Origin of the sequence: Vibrio sp. HDW18 (assembly GCF_011306175.1) — a bacterium.
Lineage (GTDB): Bacteria > Pseudomonadota > Gammaproteobacteria > Enterobacterales > Vibrionaceae > Vibrio > Vibrio chanodichtyis.
Genome location: NZ_CP049913.1, coordinates 1,557,635 through 1,572,954 on the forward strand (window position 1 = coordinate 1,557,635; position 15,320 = coordinate 1,572,954).

The following is a 15,320-nucleotide window of genomic DNA, read 5'->3' on the forward strand; positions in this document are numbered from 1 at the left end:
AGTATAGAGCAATCGGTCGCTTGAGCTGGACATCTTTATGGGAACTTAGCCACATGGGTAAATCATTAGTTACGGGTATTGATATCGGCCATCACAGCATTAAAGCTGTAGTGCTCAAACCTATGGGCGACACCTACGCGCTGGTGGGGTATGAGGAGTTGCTCGTTACCGCGGATATTTTCACCGATAACTACACGCTCGATTATCAGAAAATTGTAAAGAAACTCAAACAACTAAAAAAGGGGTTACCGCTATTTAGTCGTAAAGTCGCGCTGGCAATTCCGGATAATGCGGTGATCAGCAAATCATTACCCATTGATAGTGACCTTGAACCGCGTGAGCAGGAGTTTGCTATCTATCAGGCTTTCGCCCATCAATCCCCTTTTCCGGTCGAAGATCTGAGTTTCGATTTTGTTGAGATCGCGAGTAGTGCTGTTGCGCGCAGCAGCACGACAACGTTCCAAGTTTATGCCACCAGAACTGAAGTGGTCGACAGTCGTTGGCAAGTCAGTAAGAAAGCGGGTTTTGAGCCGATCTTGATCGATGTACAAGTGCATAGCTTGCTGAAGTTATGGCAACACGCGAGTCGTGCTCAGCGGCGTGCGGATTGGATGTTGATTGATATTGGTTATAGCCAAAGCACCCTGTGTCTCGATTGGCCAGACAAAATGCCGTTTTACAAAGATATTCCGCTCGGTACTCAACGACTCGACGTCGAGCCAAGGAGTGAATTTGCCGTCAACCCATCAGAGTTGCAAGATCCAACACAGCGCTTTATTGATGAGTTGGTCGATAAAACGGCCCGTCAAATTCAGTTATTTACCTCGGTACATGGGGCGCAGAATCTGAGTGGCCTATGGCTTTCTGGTGGTGGCGCACTGATGGCGGGGTTGACTGAGGCCCTGCAGCAGCGTGTAGGGCTACCCTGTGAGGTATTGGATCCATTATCACTGTTCACCATCGAGGTAGCGAGGCGTCAGCGACCAGTGAGGGATGGGGCACGGTTTAGCACCGCGGCAGGTTTGGCCTTGTGTGGTTTAGCGTGGCTGGAGGGTGAGCATGCTGGATAGAATTAATTTATTGCCATGGCGAGAAGCGCGGCGTGAAGCTCATAAACGGCGTTTTTTGGGTTTAGTCATGCTCGGCATTTTGCTCGCGGTGTTGATGCAGTTTGCTGCGGGTCACTACCTGAGTCGTCAAGTAGCGCAACAGCAAGAGCGAATTGGTTATTTAAAGCAGCATATTTTTTCGCTCGATCAGCAAGTCTCGCAACTGAAACTGAGCGAAGAAGAACACAAAGCGCTGCTGACTCGCCTACATGTGGTCGAGCAATTGCAGCATAAACGCAATACCACCACCGATTTTATGAATCTGATGCCGCCGTTGATCCCAGAAGGTGTGTATGTCGATAAGATCAAAATGAATAGTCAGCAAATAGAGATCACCGGTATTAGCGATTCGACTGCCCGTTTAGCCACTATGCTCGACAACCTAGAAAAGTCGACCAAATTAAGCGAGGTGGAGATGCATGAGATTGTGGCGGGCAATAAACGCTTTGGTAAGCAGTTTCAGAGCTTCAAAGTCTCTTTCCAATTGTTGCCGGCGGTCTCTGAGCTAAAACAAGGAGAGGCATCCGATGACTAATTGGCAAGAATTGGAACTTGATGAGATCACCGAATGGCCATTATTGCCTCAGTTATTGGTGATTTTATTGTTGATGTTGCTAGTTCAAGGGGCGGGTTACTGGTTTTATCTGATGCCACAACAAGATCAAATCAACGCTTTGAAACAAGAAGAGCAAACGGTTAAAGCCACTTTGAGGATCAAAGCCAACAAAGTGGCCGCTTTGCCACAGATTCAGGCGCAACTCGATGAATTAAAACAGCGCTATGACTTTTTATTACGTCAATTGCCGGTACAAAAAGAGCTGGCCAGTATGCTGGCGTCAGTCAATCAATTAGGCCTAGATAACTCACTGACCTTCACCAGAATTGATTGGGGTGAACGCCAAAATCAAGCCTTTCTGTATCGTTTACCACTCAATATTGAGCTGACCGGTAACTATCACGATATTGGTGATTTCTCTCAGGCGATTGCCCAACTGCCACGGATTATTCATTTTGATGACATTGATTGGCAGCGAGTCAGTCAAGAAAGCAGCACACTGCATTTTCGAGTCAGAGCCTACACCTATCAGTTTAAGCCGGAGGTAGAGGATGAAAAATAATTCGCTGTGGCCACTGTTAGTCAGCTTGTTGATGTTGGTTGGTTGCAAAGCCAATCAAGACAATTTAGCCAGTTATGTTGCCCAAATTGAGCGTGAAGCTCGCCAAGAAGTGACTAAGCTCAAGCCGATTTTGGAGTTTTCCGCCGTTGAATATCAACAGCATAAAGGACGTGAGCCATTTATGCTGCCCAAAGAAGCGCTGGTAAACAATCAACCAGTCGCGCAAACCGATTGTTGGCAACCTGCGCCGCGTACCAAAAATGGCCCCCTTGAGCGTTATCCTCTCACTCAGTTACGTCTTAAGGGTGTGATGAGCAGTGGAGGATCGATTTCAGCCTTGATCCAGACCCCGAATGGGAACGTGGTCAAAGCCAAAGCGGGGCAATATGTTGGAAATAATAATGGCAAGATTATGCGGGTCGATGAGCGCTACTTGTTAATTAATGAAACCTTGCCGGATGGCTTAGGGTGTTGGAATCAGCGTAACGTCAAGCTGGCTTTAAAATAATAGGTTGAAGTGTAGAGATATCACGATGAAAAATGGATTGAAAACTTATGTCGCCCAGGCTTGGTTGACCTTATGGATTGGTTTGGCGGTTTGCACTTCTTCCGTCGCGTATGCTGTTGATTCTGTTTCGGCTAATCGATTGGAAAATATTGATTTTCGAGTCAATAAAGCCCAGGCCGCCGTGTTAATTGTCGAATTGGCTTCCGCTTCGGTAGTGGTGGATGTGCAAAAGATCCCGCAAGGGTTAAGCATTGATCTGCTGAAAACCGATGTTGCTGATGACAAGCTTTATCTGCTTGATGTAAAAGATTTTGCCACTCCGGTGCAGAGCATTGAAGTGTTTAGAAAGCAGCCGACCACGGAGTTGATTGTGAGCATTGAGGGTGAGTTTAAGCATGATTACTCCTTAAAAGGCAAATACCTTGAAGTGGTGATCAGTAAACTCAAAGTGGATGAAAAGCCAAAATCGAAAAGTATCTTGGAAAAAGAGGGCAAGCTGATCTCAATTAACTTCCAAGATATTCCGGTGCGCAATGTCTTACAGCTGATTGCTGACTATAACAGCTTCAATTTAGTGGTCTCGGATTCAGTGGTTGGCAACCTCACTTTACGCTTAGATGGGGTACCTTGGCAGCAGGTGTTAGATATTATTTTGCAAGTCAAAGGATTGGATAAGCGGGTCGATGGCAACGTGATTTTGATTGCACCTAAAGAAGAGCTGGATTTACGTGAGAAACAAGCTTTGGAAAAGGCGCGTTTGACCGAAGAGCTTGGTGATTTAAAATCACAAATCATCAAGATTAACTTTGCCAAAGCGTCGGATATCGCCGCGATGATCGGCGGTGAGGGCAATGTTAATATGCTGTCGGATCGCGGTTCAATCAGCATTGATGAGCGGACTAACTCGTTGCTGATCCGTGAGTTGCCGGACAATATCGCGGTGATCAGTGAGATCATTGAATCACTAGATATCCCGGTTAAACAAGTGCAAATTGAAGCGCGGATCGTGACCGTCAAGGAAGGCAATATTGATGAGCTTGGGGTGCGTTGGGGAGTGATGTCGACCAATGGTAGCCATTCCGTTGGTGGTTCGATTGAAAGCAATCTCTGGCAACAAGGTCTGCTCGGTGATGATGACTTTCCGCTCGATAATTTCTTAAATGTTAACTTAGGCGCTTCAGCCAACGCACCTTCGATTGCTTTCCAGGTGGCCAAATTAGGTTCAGATACGTTGCTCGATTTGGAACTTTCGGCACTGCAAAATGAGTCAAAAGCAGAGATCATCTCTAGCCCACGACTGATCACCACCAATAAACAGCCAGCCTATATTGAACAAGGTACCGAGATCCCGTACCTCGAATCTTCCTCCAGTGGCGCTTCAACCGTATCATTTAAAAAAGCGGTATTGAGTTTAAAAGTGACTCCGCAAATTACCCCAGACAATCGCTTGGTGCTCGATTTGAGCGTGACTCAAGATCGACGTGGTGAAACGGTCAAAACCGGAACCGGAGAAGCGGTTTCAATTGATACCCAGCGGATCGGCACTCAGGTATTGGTCAATAATGGCGAAACGGTGGTGCTGGGCGGCATTTTCCAACACAGTATTAATAATACGGTGGATAAAGTGCCATTGCTCGGCGATCTGCCCGTGTTAGGCGCTCTGTTTCGCCGCACTTACGAGCAAATGGGTAAAAGTGAGCTACTGATTTTTGTCACGCCGAAAGTCGTCATTCAATAACTTAGCGTGCGTAAAACCCGTGAACAAAAATTAAAGTTGCAATAGTGGCACCATACCTTGATAATTTCGGGTCTTATCACGAAATATCGGTGAGGAATAGGTGCCACAAGCATACTTACTGTTGGTATATGTCCAGCAACTCTTGTGGCGATGTCATTGAATTAACGTTGTAAATTACTGCTAAACATGGCTGAGAAACGCAATATTTTCCTTGTTGGCCCGATGGGCGCCGGCAAAAGTACAATTGGTAGACACCTTGCGCAACAACTGCACATGGAGTTTGTTGACTCTGATACGGTTATCGAAGAACGTACCGGAGCTGATATCGCATGGGTGTTTGATGTTGAAGGTGAGGAAGGCTTCCGCAAGCGCGAAGAGGCCGTTATTAATGATCTAACTGAGCAACAAGGTATCGTACTGGCGACCGGTGGTGGCTCTGTGATCAGTAAAGATAATCGCAATCGCTTGTCTGCTCGCGGTATCGTGGTGTACCTCGAAACGACCATCGAAAAGCAATTGGCCCGCACCAATCGTGATAAAAAGCGTCCGTTATTACAAACCGATTGCCCACGTGATGTGTTAGAGCAATTAGCCGAAGATCGTAATCCGATGTACCAAGAAATAGCGGATATCACCGTGCGTACTGACGATCAAAGTGCAAAAGTGGTAGCCAATCAGATCGTAAAAATGCTAGAAGAACACATCATGTAAGATTTGTTCGAAGAATTGGAGTGCAAAACCATGGAGCGGATTACGGTCAACTTAGGTGAACGTAGCTACCCAATTTCAATCGGTGCCGGATTATTTGCTGATCCGGCCTTTCTTTCTCTCTCCGCCCAGCAGAAAGTGGTGATCGTGACTAATCACACGGTAGCTCCGCTCTATGCCTCTGTCATTGTCTCATTACTGGATCGACTTGGCTGTCAGCATGCATTGCTTGAGCTGCCTGACGGTGAACAGTATAAAACCTTAGAGACGTTCAATACCGTGGTGAGCTTTTTGCTCGAACACAACTACAACCGTGATGTGGTGATCATTGCCCTCGGTGGTGGAGTGATTGGTGATCTGGTCGGTTTCGCAGCAGCTTGTTATCAGCGCGGAGTGGATTTTATCCAAATTCCCACCACGTTATTGTCGCAAGTAGACTCCTCGGTAGGGGGGAAAACCGCCGTCAATCATCCACTTGGCAAAAACATGATCGGCGCATTTTATCAGCCGCAAGCGGTATTAATTGATACTGACTGTTTAGCCACTCTGCCAGCACGTGAGTTTGCCGCAGGCATGGCCGAAGTGATCAAATACGGGATTATTTACGATGCGGCGTTTTTCGATTGGTTAGAGCAGCACATCGATGCATTATATGCTCTCGATCAAAGCGCATTAACTTATGCGATTGCCCGTTGTTGCCAAATCAAAGCTGAAATCGTTGCTCAAGATGAAACCGAAACGGGTATTCGTGCGTTACTCAATCTCGGCCATACCTTTGGCCATGCGATTGAAGCACATATGGGCTACGGTAATTGGCTACACGGTGAAGCTGTTGCGGCTGGCACTGTGATGGCGGCCAAAACTGCCTTACTGCAAGGTTTGATTGATCCTATTCAGTTTGCGCGTATCGTAGCGCTACTCAAACAAGCCCAATTACCAGTTTGTCCACCAGATAGTATGACCTTTGCCGATTTTATGCAGCATATGCTGCGTGATAAAAAAGTGTTGGCCGGCGAGCTACGTCTCGTATTACCAACTAGCATAGGCAGTGCCGCAGTAGTAAAAGATGTTGCTCAAGCTGTGATCGCACAGGCGATTGAGTATTGTCGCACTGTGTAAAATGGACGCTCGTGTAACCTTATTGATAGCAGACAATTGTGATTAGGATGGCCCAATGAGTTTGGCGCATGAACTGGATTTAGAGTCGCAAACGGAATTATTGCAGCGGTTACAGCTACTGACTCGCTTTGGTTCTCATTTAGTGAATGTGTGTGGTCGGCAAGGTGCAGGTAAATCTTGGTTGGCACAGCGCTTTTTAGAGAGCTGGGTGCCGGATAAAAACCAAGCTCTGCTGATGTGTCATCCTAATCAAAATGATGAGCAGCGCCGGGTGACTATCTTGTCACAGTTGGCTTCTGAGTCCTCGTTCAACCCCAAAGATCCACTCGCTGAGAGTGTTACTCGCCTATTTGAAGAGCAGACCTGCGATATCGCCATTGTGGTCGATGATGCCCATCTGTTGTCTGAGTCGCTGATTTCCGAATTGTGGATGTTGGTGCAAGAAGCACAACTGAATCCACGTTGGACGCTGAATGTGTTGCTGTTTGCTCGGGATAATGGTTTGGACGCGTTGCTGGCTCGTTTAAGTTACGGTCAGGAGCATAAACCTGTCGATTTAGAGATTGAGATGCTGTCCGAAGATGAAGCGGATCGGTTATTCGAAAATCGAGTGATGCGCTATGTTGATCCACAACTTGAACGTAAAGTTCGCAATGCGTATAAAAAAGTGCATCCGTTACCGGGGGAAATTATGGCATTGGCGGAAACTAAATTAGAAAAGCGAGTGGTGATCCGCTCAATTATCGGCTCACCATTCAACATCACCTTAGTGATACTGTTATTGCTACTGTTGCTCGGTGGTGGCTATTGGTGGCTACTCTCAAAACCGGTGCCGCAAGAACGGCAATTAGCAACGGCGGAACAAACGGTGCTTGCTCCCCTCGATTCTGCGAATCACTCAGCGCTGGCTGATGATGCCAAGGCCAATGGTGATGAGGCGACTTCAGAGGCTGATGGTACGGCGTTCGGCGCTTATGATGATACGGCCGCTTTGCCACCTGATGTGGTAGAGAGCACCGCCAGTGTCGGCATGGCTGATGATGGTAAGCGAGTGGTGATTAACTCGGATGTGGTTGATGCGCTACTGCAAGGCACCGCCAATCCCACCGACACCGTCGCGATTGAACAACTTGTTGAGTCAACTCAATCTGTTACGCAACTGAAAAGCCAAACTCTGCAGCCAAGCGCTGCCTCGGTTTCTGCGCCGCCAGCGGTCAGTTTTTCTTTTGCGCGTGATGAACTTAAAGCGATGTCGGCGCGCAGTTATACCTTGCAACTGGCGGCGATGAATTCACTGCCAGATGTGCAGGCATTTATTGAGCGCTATCAGTTGCACAATAAAGTTTACGTTTATCCGACCTTACGTAATGAGGTGGAGTGGTTTATTGTCACGCAGGGTAATTATCCAACCATTCAAATGGCGCGCGATGCGGTCGAGCAACTGCCTGCTGCGCTACAAGCATTGGGTCCTTGGGCTAAGTCACTCAGTCAGGTGCAGCGCGAAATCGAACGTAACAAATAAACCTGAGCTTCAAGCAAAAATATGTTACATTCCGCAGCCTTATTTTGTGGCCAGTGATTAGAGAAGTAGATGAAAAAGCAGCGTGCCTTTCTGAAATGGGCTGGCGGTAAATTTAGCCTAGTCGAAGACATTCAACGCCATCTGCCAGAAGCTCGAGAATTGATTGAGCCCTTTGTTGGGGCCGGATCCGTGTTTTTGAATACCGATTTTGAGCGCTATCTGCTGGCAGATATTAATCCCGATCTGATCAATTTCTATAATCTGCTCAAAACCGACTCACAAGCTTACATTACCGAAGCCAAACGCTGGTTTGTGCCGGAAAATAATCGTAAAGAAGCCTATCTCGATATTCGTCAGCAGTTTAATCAAAGTGATGATGTGCTGTTTCGCTCACTGGCTTTTTTGTATATGAACCGATTTGGTTTTAATGGCCTGTGCCGTTACAACAAAAAAGGCGGCTTTAATGTGCCGTTTGGTTCTTATAAAAAACCGTATTTTCCCGAGCAAGAGCTGGAGTTTTTTGCTGAGAAAGCTCAGCGTGCAACGTTTATCTGCGCCTCTTACCACCACAGTTTTGCGCAGGCGCAAAGTGATAGCGTGATCTATTGTGATCCACCTTATGCACCGCTCTCGACGACCGCCAATTTTACCTCTTATGCCGGTAGTGGTTTTACCCTCGACGATCAAGCCGCGTTAGCGGATATTGCCGAGAAAACCGCCAAAGAGCGTGGCATTTCGGTGTTGATTTCTAATCATGACACCACCCATACCCGCCGTTTATATCGCGGGGCGCAGCTTAACGTCGTCAAAGCCAATCGCACCATCAGTCGCAATGGCGCAGGGCGTAATAAAGTCGATGAATTACTTGCTTTATTTACCCCTCTTTCAGTACCTCAAGTTTGATGTTATCCCCAAACAACTTGGCGTTGTAGGTAGGCAAGTGAATCAGTCCCGATGAGCATAGGCAAACTATGGTGATTGGGCTGAAGCAACGTAGCCAACACCGCTGCAGCTTCAACTAGGAAGGGGATATTCGCCAAAATGATCTTGGCCGCTGAGCGGTGCGCTAGGATCTGTTGGCGAGCTTAGGTAGAATAGCGAGCACATTATATCCAGCTCGCATTCCACTCCTCATGAGGTCAGTATGAAAGATTTTCTCATTGCACCATCCATTCTCTCCGCCGATTTTGCCCGTTTAGGTGAAGATGTTGCCAAAGTGCTCGCGGCTGGGGCCGATGTGGTGCATTTCGATGTGATGGACAATCACTACGTACCGAACCTGACATTTGGCGCACCCATTTGCAAAGCGCTCCGCGATTATGGGATCACCGCGCCGATCGATGTGCATCTAATGGTTAAACCGGTCGATCGCATCATTCCGGATTTTGCCAAAGCTGGCGCTTCCATGATCACTTTCCACGTTGAAGCTTCTGAGCACGTTGACCGTACTTTACAGCTCATTAAAGAGTGTGGTTGTCAGGCGGGTGTGGTACTGAACCCTGCGACACCTCTGCATCATCTCGATTACATCATGGATAAAGTCGATTTAATTTTGCTGATGTCGGTGAACCCGGGTTTTGGCGGACAATCTTTCATTCCACACACCTTAGATAAACTGCGTGCGGTGCGTGAGCGGATCACGCAAAGCGGTCGTCAAATTCGTTTGGAAATCGATGGTGGAGTCAAAGTGGAAAACATCCGTGAAATTGCGGAGGCCGGGGCCGATATGTTTGTGGCCGGCTCGGCGATTTTTGGCCAGCCTGACTACCAAGCGGTGATTGCCCAAATGCGTGCTGAATTGGCACAAGCCAAGATTTAATTTGAGTTAGGATCCTGTTTTGAAATCGATAAAATTAATTGCTTTTGATTTGGATGGTACGCTGCTCGACAGTGTGCCGGATTTAGCGCTTGCGGTGGATCAAACTGCACACCTACTCGGCTATCCCACGGTAAGTGAAGCACAAGTGCGTGATTATGTCGGCAATGGTGCCGATGTATTGATTGCGCGTGCGCTTAGCCAAAGTTTAACCATCAATTCCGATTTAAGCCCAGCCCTGCTAGAGCAAGCTCGCGAAAAGTTTGATGAATTTTACGCGCAAACTGGCCATCAATTAAGTCATCTGTATGCCAACGTCACATCGACCTTGGCTGCATTACATAACGCTGGGTTTATTTTGGCGTTGGTGACCAATAAACCATCGCGCTTTGTGCCAGAAGTGCTTGAGCAGCATAACATTGCCCATTTTTTTAGTGATGTGATTGGTGGCGATACATTCCCAGATAAGAAGCCAGATCCGATGGCGCTCAACTGGTTACTGGCTAAGCACCAACTGAGTGCGGATCAGATGTTGATGGTCGGTGACTCGCAGAATGACATTCTGGCGGCGAAAAATGCCAACTGTTACTCGTTTGGTTTAACCTATGGTTACAACCATGGTGAACCGATTGCTAATGCAGAGCCTGATTTTGTGGCCGATGATATTGGCACGCTACTTGAGGTGGTGCAGGTTTCGGCATAAAACCTGTTATTCGTACTAGAAAAATACTCGTTAATAAGTACACTGCTAAAACCGCACTCAAGCTGAGTGCGGTTTTGTCACTTTGATTGGTGTCATTTTAAGTGTTGTGTAATTTTAATTTCAGTTGCAAGGAAATCAAACCCATGAGCAAACCCATTGTATTGAGTGGTGTTCAACCGTCAGGTGAACTAAGTATCGGTAACTATTTGGGTGCGCTGCGTCAATGGCAACAGATGCAAGATGATTATGATTGCCAATATTGTGTGGTGGATCTGCATGCGATTACCGTGCGCCAAGATCCGCAAGCACTGTATGAAGTAACGCTTGATGCACTGGCAATCTGCTTGGCAGTCGGGGTTGATCCCGAAAAGAGCACGCTGTTTGTTCAATCCCATGTGCCGGAGCATGCGCAACTGAGTTGGGTGTTAAACTGTTATACCCAGATGGGTGAACTGAACCGCATGACTCAATTCAAGGACAAATCCGCACGGTATGCCAATGATGTGAATGTCGGTTTGTTTGGTTATCCGGTGTTGATGGCGGCAGACATTCTGCTGTATGGTGCGCACCAAGTGCCTGTCGGCAGTGATCAGAAGCAGCATTTAGAACTGGCGCGCGATATCGCGACCCGTTTCAATAATATTTATGCCCCAGAGCAGCCGATTTTTACCATTCCAGAGCCTTATATCCCAACCGTGAATGCGCGCGTGATGAGTCTGCAAGATGCGACTAAGAAAATGTCGAAATCGGACGATAACCGCAAAAATGTGATCACCTTGCTGGAAGATCCTAAATCGATCATCAAGAAGATCAACAAAGCGCAAACCGATGCCGAAACTCCGCCGCGGATCGCCTACGATGTAGAGAATAAAGCCGGAATTGCTAACTTGATGGGACTGTATTCCGCTGCCACCGGGCAAACTTTTGCGCAAATTGAAGCGCAATACGCTGGGGTGGAGATGTATGGCCCATTTAAGAAAGACGTTGGTGAAGCGCTGGTGGCGATGCTGGAGCCTATTCAGGCGCAATACCAGCGGATTCGCAGTGATCGTGCCTATCTTAACAGCGTGATGAGTGATGGTGCAGAGAAAGCCTCAGCCAAGGCGCAGCAAACGCTACAACAAGTCTATGCGGCCGTCGGATTTGTGGCACGCCCATAAGCTTGTGTGATTGAGCTATATCCACTGCGTTATTGCTTGGATCGGCGGAAAAATAAAGGCTAGCTTGCGCTAGCCTTTATTTATGGGTTCTGTACTCGATTTACTGTGCGTCGCGCTGTACGCTGCCCCACAGATCATATTCATCGGCGTGTTCGATAAGCACCTTGACCCGCTCACCCGGTTGTAGGCCAGTTTCCCCATTGAGATAGACTAAGCCATCAATTTCAGGAGCATCGGCGTAGGTACGGCCAATCGCGCCTTCTTCATCGACTTCATCAATCAGCACTTGCATGGTGCTGCCAATCCGCTTCTGCAGTTTGGCGGCGCTGATCGCTTGTTGCACCAGCATAAAGCGCTCGAAACGATCTTGTTTCACTTCTTCCGGGATCTGATCTGCAATTTCATTGGCCGTAGCCCCTTCGACGGGGGAATACTTAAAGCAGCCAACGCGATCGAGTTGGGCTTGTTGCAGCCAATCCAGCAGGATCTGGAAATCTTGTTCCGTTTCGCCTGGGAAGCCGACGATAAAGGTTGAGCGGATCACCAGCTCTGGGCAGATCTCTCGCCATCTTTTAATCTGCTCTAAGGTGCGTTCCGCTTGTCCTGGGCGCTTCATTATTTTCAGCACTCGTGGACTGGCGTGTTGGAACGGAATATCTAGGTAAGGCAGTACTTTGCCTTGCGCCATCAAATGGATCAGCTCATCGACATGCGGGTAAGGGTAGACATAGTGCAAACGTACCCAAATCCCCATTTTGCCGAGCTCTTCACTCAGTGCTTTGATATTGTGGCGCACTGGTGAACCGTTGGCAAAACCGAGGCTGTGCTTGGTATCCACCCCGTAAGCGCTGGTATCTTGGCTGATCACCAGTAGCTCTTTTACCCCAGCGTTTTTCAGGCGTTCCGCTTCGCTAAGAATATCGCCCACTGGACGGCTGACTAAGTCACCGCGCATCGAGGGAATAATGCAGAAAGTACAGCGGTGATTACATCCTTCGGAAATTTTTAGGTAAGCGTAATGCTTGGGAGTCAGTTTGACCCCGTGGTCCGGCACTAGGCTGGTAAAGGGGTTATGAGTGGGTTTCGGTGCGTATTGGTGTACCTGCTCCAAGACATTTTGATAAGCGTGCGGGCCGGTAATGGCTAATACATTGGGATGCACTTGGCGAATTTCATTTTCGCGCGCGCCAAGGCAGCCAGTGACAATCACTTTGCCGTTTTCTGTGAGCGCCTCACCAATCGTATCAAGCGACTCTTGTACCGCACTATCGATAAAGCCACAGGTGTTGACAATCACTACGTCGGCATCGTGATAACTATTGACGATGTCATACCCCTCGGTACGCAGTTGGGTCAAAATGCGTTCTGAATCGACCAAGTTTTTCGGGCAACCTAACGAAACAAAACCAATTTTATTGCCTGTGGTTTGACCGATTTGGCTCTGTTGTACGAGGGTTTTTTTCGCCGTTTCCAAGGTTGTCGTTTGGTTGGGCGTAAAAGTCTGAACTGTCATTGCTCTGTGTGCTACCTGATAATTATCGGATCACCGCCCAGATCACCAAGGTGTGGTGGCAATCGGTACGGGTATAAAAGTCGGCGAATTATAACTGAGCCGGGGAAATTGGGTAGAGCCGAGGGTGCAAAATTGCGTAAAAAAGCACCCACCAAGCGCGGCTAAAGTTGGTATGTTTGGCTTAAACCTTGCCTTTAAAAGCCAGTGTTGCACAATAGCGCGCACGATTTTCATCGCTCAAGGAGGTATGCATGCTGCTGATGATCGATAACTACGATTCGTTTACCTACAACCTGTATCAATACTTCTGTGAGTTAGGGGCTAAGGTCAAGGTGGTGCGCAATGATCAGATTGATCTCGATGGTATCAAGGCGTTAGCGCCGAGCCATCTGGTGATCTCTCCCGGGCCTTGTACCCCAAATGAGGCGGGCATTTCGCTGGCAGCGATTGAGCATTTTGCTGGCCAGCTACCGATTTTAGGTGTCTGTTTAGGGCACCAAGCGATGGCGCAAGCGTTTGGTGGTCAAGTGGTGCGCGCACGTCAGGTGATGCACGGTAAAACCTCGCCGATCCGCCATAGCGGACAAGGCTTATTTGCTGGACTGAATAATCCACTGACCGTGACTCGCTATCACTCATTGGTGGTGAAAAATGAGACGCTACCGGCGTGCTTTGAGCTAACGGCATGGACAGAGCTCAGTGATGGTCGTGTTGATGAAATCATGGGCTTTCAACATAAAAGCCTAGCACTAGAAGCGGTGCAGTTTCATCCAGAGTCGATTAAAACCGAGCAGGGTCACCAGTTGTTGGCCAATTTCTTACGTCGCTATACCCTTCCTACTTGAGGCTGCAGTGGTGTTGGCTACGTTCATTCACCCCCAATCACATAGTTTACCTATGCTCATGGGGACTCACTCACTTGCCGCCTACCTGCAACTCCAAGTTGTTTGGGTATAGTTCTTCGTTTTCTGAGCTATTTTTAATTTTTCATAAAAAAAGCTTCATAAAAAAACGTTTTTATTGCATAAGTAATCATTAGTGACGCAGTGTTGCAAGGAGTGGTTAATGATGATGGAAGCGAGTGTCGATCGGAGTTGGTTTGATGAGGTAATGGTACCTTGCTACAACCCGATGGAGTTTATCCCTGTCAAAGGGGTTGGTTGCAAAGTGTGGGATCAGCATGGCCGCGAGTATATTGATTTTGCAGGAGGGATTGCGGTGAGTTGCTTGGGGCATTGCCACCCTGTGATGGTTGAAGCCTTGACCACTCAAGCGAATAAGCTGTGGCATGTGAGTAATATCATGACCAATGAACCCGCCTTACGGCTGGCCAAAAAACTTACCCAAGTCAGTTTTGCTGAAAAGGTCTTTTTTGCCAATTCAGGCGCGGAAGCCAACGAAGCGGCCCTGAAACTGGCGCGTCGTTATGCGGCGGATGTATATGGCGCTGAAAAATCGGAAATCATTGCTTTTAATCAAGGGTTCCATGGTCGCACTTTGTTTACCGTTTCGGTCGGTGGTCAAGCAGCCTATTCGGATGGTTTTGGGCCGAAACCGGGCGATATTGTGCATCTGCCTTATAATGATCTGGCGGCGTTACAAGCACAAATATCTGATCGCACTTGCGCGGTGATGATGGAACCGCTGCAGGGCGAAGGCGGGATTATTGCGCCCAGCGGCGAATTTGTGCAAGCGGTACGCGAATTGTGTGACAAACACCATGCGCTGCTGATTTTTGATGAAGTACAAACTGGCAATGGTCGCACCGGTGATTTTTATGCCTATCAAGGGCTAGGGATCACGCCGGATATTCTTAGCACCGCCAAGTCGCTCGGTGGTGGTTTCCCGATTGGTGCGATTTTGACCACGGCGAAACTTGCGCAACATATGCAGGTTGGTGTGCACGGTTCGACTTACGGTGGCAATCCATTAGCGTGCGCAGTGGCGGAAGCGGTGGTCGATTTTGTGTCCCAGCCGGATATTTTGGCTGGCGTTCGGCAGCGTGAGCAGTGGATGCGTGCGGAGTTGGCAAAAATTAATCAAAAATATCACCTATTCCAAGAAGTGCGCGGTAAAGGCTTATTGCTGGGGGCGGTGTTGAATGAACAATGGCAAGGCCGTGCACGGGATATTTTGCTGGCTGCTGGTCAGCAGGGGTTGCTGGTCTTGATGGCCGGAGCGAGTGTGGTGCGTTTTACTCCGTCATTAATCATTAGTCAGCAAGAGATTGCCGAGGGGATGGCGCGTTTAGATAGCGCTATCGCCACGCTGGTTGGTTAGTCATCCGCTGATACACTAAACTAAAA

The 15,320-nt window shown here is 48.1% G+C and carries 15 protein-coding genes; 14 read left to right on the plus strand and 1 reads right to left on the minus strand.

Annotation, left to right across the window (positions count from 1 at the left end; genetic code table 11):
• Nucleotides 1-53: 53 nt before the first annotated feature.
• The 12 genes from pilM (at nt 54) to trpS (ending at nt 11,501) form a co-directional block, all read left to right on the plus strand.
• Nucleotides 54-1,070 (plus strand): type IV pilus assembly protein PilM, encoded by a 1,017-nt coding sequence (pilM, locus tag G7083_RS07570; protein WP_166014232.1) that lies wholly within the window; start codon nt 54-56, stop codon nt 1,068-1,070.
• Nucleotides 1,060-1,644: a PilN domain-containing protein gene (locus G7083_RS07575; RefSeq protein ID WP_166014233.1), complete on the plus strand. Its 585-nt coding sequence runs from the start codon at nt 1,060-1,062 to the stop codon at nt 1,642-1,644. Before pilM ends, G7083_RS07575 begins: the two co-directional genes overlap by 11 nt.
• A complete protein-coding gene (gene pilO, locus G7083_RS07580) occupies nt 1,637-2,227 on the plus strand; it encodes a type 4a pilus biogenesis protein PilO (protein WP_166014234.1) in 591 nt (196 codons plus the stop codon). Before G7083_RS07575 ends, pilO begins: the two co-directional genes overlap by 8 nt.
• Nucleotides 2,217-2,735 (plus strand): pilus assembly protein PilP, encoded by a 519-nt coding sequence (locus G7083_RS07585; RefSeq protein ID WP_166014235.1) that lies wholly within the window; start codon nt 2,217-2,219, stop codon nt 2,733-2,735. Before pilO ends, G7083_RS07585 begins: the two co-directional genes overlap by 11 nt.
• 25 nt (nt 2,736-2,760) lie before the next feature.
• Nucleotides 2,761-4,473 carry a type IV pilus secretin PilQ family protein gene (locus G7083_RS07590; protein WP_166014236.1) on the plus strand — a complete coding sequence of 571 codons (1,713 nt, stop codon included), beginning with the start codon at nt 2,761-2,763 and terminating at the stop codon, nt 4,471-4,473.
• A 186-nt stretch (nt 4,474-4,659) separates the two neighbouring features.
• Complete coding sequence (gene aroK / locus G7083_RS07595; protein ID WP_166014237.1) at nt 4,660-5,184, plus strand: shikimate kinase AroK; 525 nt, start codon at nt 4,660-4,662, stop codon at nt 5,182-5,184.
• 30 nt (nt 5,185-5,214) lie between these two features.
• Nucleotides 5,215-6,300: a 3-dehydroquinate synthase gene (gene aroB, locus G7083_RS07600; RefSeq protein ID WP_166014238.1), complete on the plus strand. Its 1,086-nt coding sequence runs from the start codon at nt 5,215-5,217 to the stop codon at nt 6,298-6,300.
• A 55-nt stretch (nt 6,301-6,355) separates the two neighbouring features.
• Nucleotides 6,356-7,822 (plus strand): AAA family ATPase, encoded by a 1,467-nt coding sequence (locus G7083_RS07605; RefSeq protein WP_166014239.1) that lies wholly within the window; start codon nt 6,356-6,358, stop codon nt 7,820-7,822.
• Between the two features lie 69 nt (nt 7,823-7,891).
• Entirely contained in the window at nt 7,892-8,725 is an 834-nt protein-coding gene (locus G7083_RS07610; protein ID WP_166014240.1) for a Dam family site-specific DNA-(adenine-N6)-methyltransferase, read from the plus strand.
• 241 nt (nt 8,726-8,966) lie between these two features.
• A complete protein-coding gene (gene rpe, locus G7083_RS07615) occupies nt 8,967-9,641 on the plus strand; it encodes a ribulose-phosphate 3-epimerase (RefSeq protein WP_166014241.1) in 675 nt (224 codons plus the stop codon).
• 19 nt (nt 9,642-9,660) lie between these two features.
• Entirely contained in the window at nt 9,661-10,341 is a 681-nt protein-coding gene (locus G7083_RS07620; RefSeq protein ID WP_166014242.1) for a phosphoglycolate phosphatase, read from the plus strand.
• A gap of 143 nt (nt 10,342-10,484) precedes the next feature.
• Nucleotides 10,485-11,501 (plus strand): tryptophan--tRNA ligase, encoded by a 1,017-nt coding sequence (gene trpS, locus G7083_RS07625; protein WP_166014243.1) that lies wholly within the window; start codon nt 10,485-10,487, stop codon nt 11,499-11,501.
• A 100-nt stretch (nt 11,502-11,601) separates the two neighbouring features.
• Here the strand turns inward: trpS and rimO are convergent, their stop codons facing one another.
• On the minus strand, nt 11,602-13,014 hold the full coding sequence (rimO, locus tag G7083_RS07630; RefSeq protein ID WP_166014244.1) for a 30S ribosomal protein S12 methylthiotransferase RimO: 1,413 nt from the start codon (nt 13,012-13,014) through the stop codon (nt 11,602-11,604).
• 251 nt (nt 13,015-13,265) lie between these two features.
• On the opposite strand from rimO, the gene G7083_RS07635 reads away from it, so the two are divergent.
• Both G7083_RS07635 and G7083_RS07640 read left to right on the plus strand, forming a co-directional pair.
• Nucleotides 13,266-13,859 carry an aminodeoxychorismate/anthranilate synthase component II gene (locus G7083_RS07635; protein WP_166014245.1) on the plus strand — a complete coding sequence of 198 codons (594 nt, stop codon included), beginning with the start codon at nt 13,266-13,268 and terminating at the stop codon, nt 13,857-13,859.
• A gap of 220 nt (nt 13,860-14,079) precedes the next feature.
• Nucleotides 14,080-15,294 carry an aspartate aminotransferase family protein gene (locus G7083_RS07640; protein ID WP_166014246.1) on the plus strand — a complete coding sequence of 405 codons (1,215 nt, stop codon included), beginning with the start codon at nt 14,080-14,082 and terminating at the stop codon, nt 15,292-15,294.
• The last annotated feature ends 26 nt before the right edge of the window (nt 15,295-15,320 follow it).